This is a genomic window from Taklimakanibacter deserti, assembly GCA_003574785.1.
This window is the reverse complement of record QORU01000038.1, coordinates 1-1,241: the sequence shown is the minus strand read 5'-3', so window position 1 is coordinate 1,241 and position 1,241 is coordinate 1. Positions and strand designations below refer to the sequence as shown.

The 1,241-nt window shown below is 68.9% G+C and carries 1 protein-coding gene; it reads right to left on the bottom strand.

The features are described from left to right. Positions 1 to 1,208: IS21 family transposase (istA, locus tag DS839_RS35780; RefSeq protein WP_368912118.1), on the bottom strand; the 1,208-nt coding region annotated here is incomplete at its 3' end. Positions 1,209 to 1,241: the final 33 nt, after the last annotated feature.

Sequence of the window (1,241 nt, the reverse complement as noted above, 5' to 3'; positions counted from 1 at the left end):
GGGGTAGCGGCGAAGCGGGTCTGGAGCTCAGGCAGCGTTGGGCTCTTCCCGCGCGCCAGGGCGCCCAGCCAGTAGCTGGCGATCGCCTCGGCCTGGTCCTGCTCGGCGGCCAGCGCCAGGGCGCCGACGATGCGCTTGCAGGCCTCGGCAACTGGCAAGGCGGCGGTCAGCCGGGCATACAGCTTGCGCCACTCCGCGCTCGGCAACAGCTCGTCGCGGAACGTCAGACCCGCCAGCGCCCGGGGCTTGCGGACCAGCCAGCCGATGACATGACGGTAGTCGATGACCCGCAGCCGACCGCTTTGCGGCGTGGCATGCAGTCGCCGCAGCGTCAGCAACTCCTGCTGTGCGTGGTGCAGCACCAAGCGATTGTCGTAGAGATGCACGCGCAGCCGCTCGCCGATCAGCCGGGAGGGCACTGAGTAGAGCACCTTGCGCACCTGAATGGTGCTGGAGGTGGTGACGCGCACCGTCAGCTCGGTGTAGTTGGTCCCTGGCCGGCTGGGCAACGGCTGCAAGGCGCCACGCTCGACAGTGATACGGGTCGCGTTGCGGCGGTTGATCGCGGTGGTCACCTCATCGAGGAAGGCCTGGTAGTCATCGAGGCTAGCGAAGTCCTGGGAGCCGCGCAGCGTCAGGCGCTGTTGCAGGCGCCGCTTGAAGTGGCCATGTGGCGACTCGATGCTGGCGTTTTCATGGCCGCGCCCTGGGTTATTACGGGTGGCCGTCATGCCGTAGTGAGCGCACAGGGCAGCATAACGCTCGGTGAGGTCGGCTTCCGCCTCCCGGCCGAGGTTGCGGAAGGCCGCCGACAAGCTGTCGGTGCGGTGCTCCGCGGGGACACCGCCAAGCCGCTCCAGCGCACGGGTCAGGCCTTCAGCCAGCGCGGGGTAGCTCTCGCCACCGAGCACCACCCGGACATAACACCAGCCGCTGTAGGCCAGGCGGAAGTGGTAGAGCCGGTGATCAAGCAGCTCCCCTGCCACGGTAATGACAATCCCCTTGAGCTCGGTGAAGTCGGAGAGGCCGCGCAGCCCGGGGCCATGGGTTTGCGGGAACATTACCTCTTTCTCCGGGCCATGCGCGGCCCGCCAGCCCTTGACCCGGCGCTGCAGGGTGCGCAGCAGGCTGTCCGGATACTGGCCGGGGTGCTGCTCCTGCAGCCACTCCAGCAGGGTCAGTGCCTGCAAGCCCGGGGCGGCGGCCAAGCGAGCGCGCTCGCCCTGGTCGCGTCCCGCCCG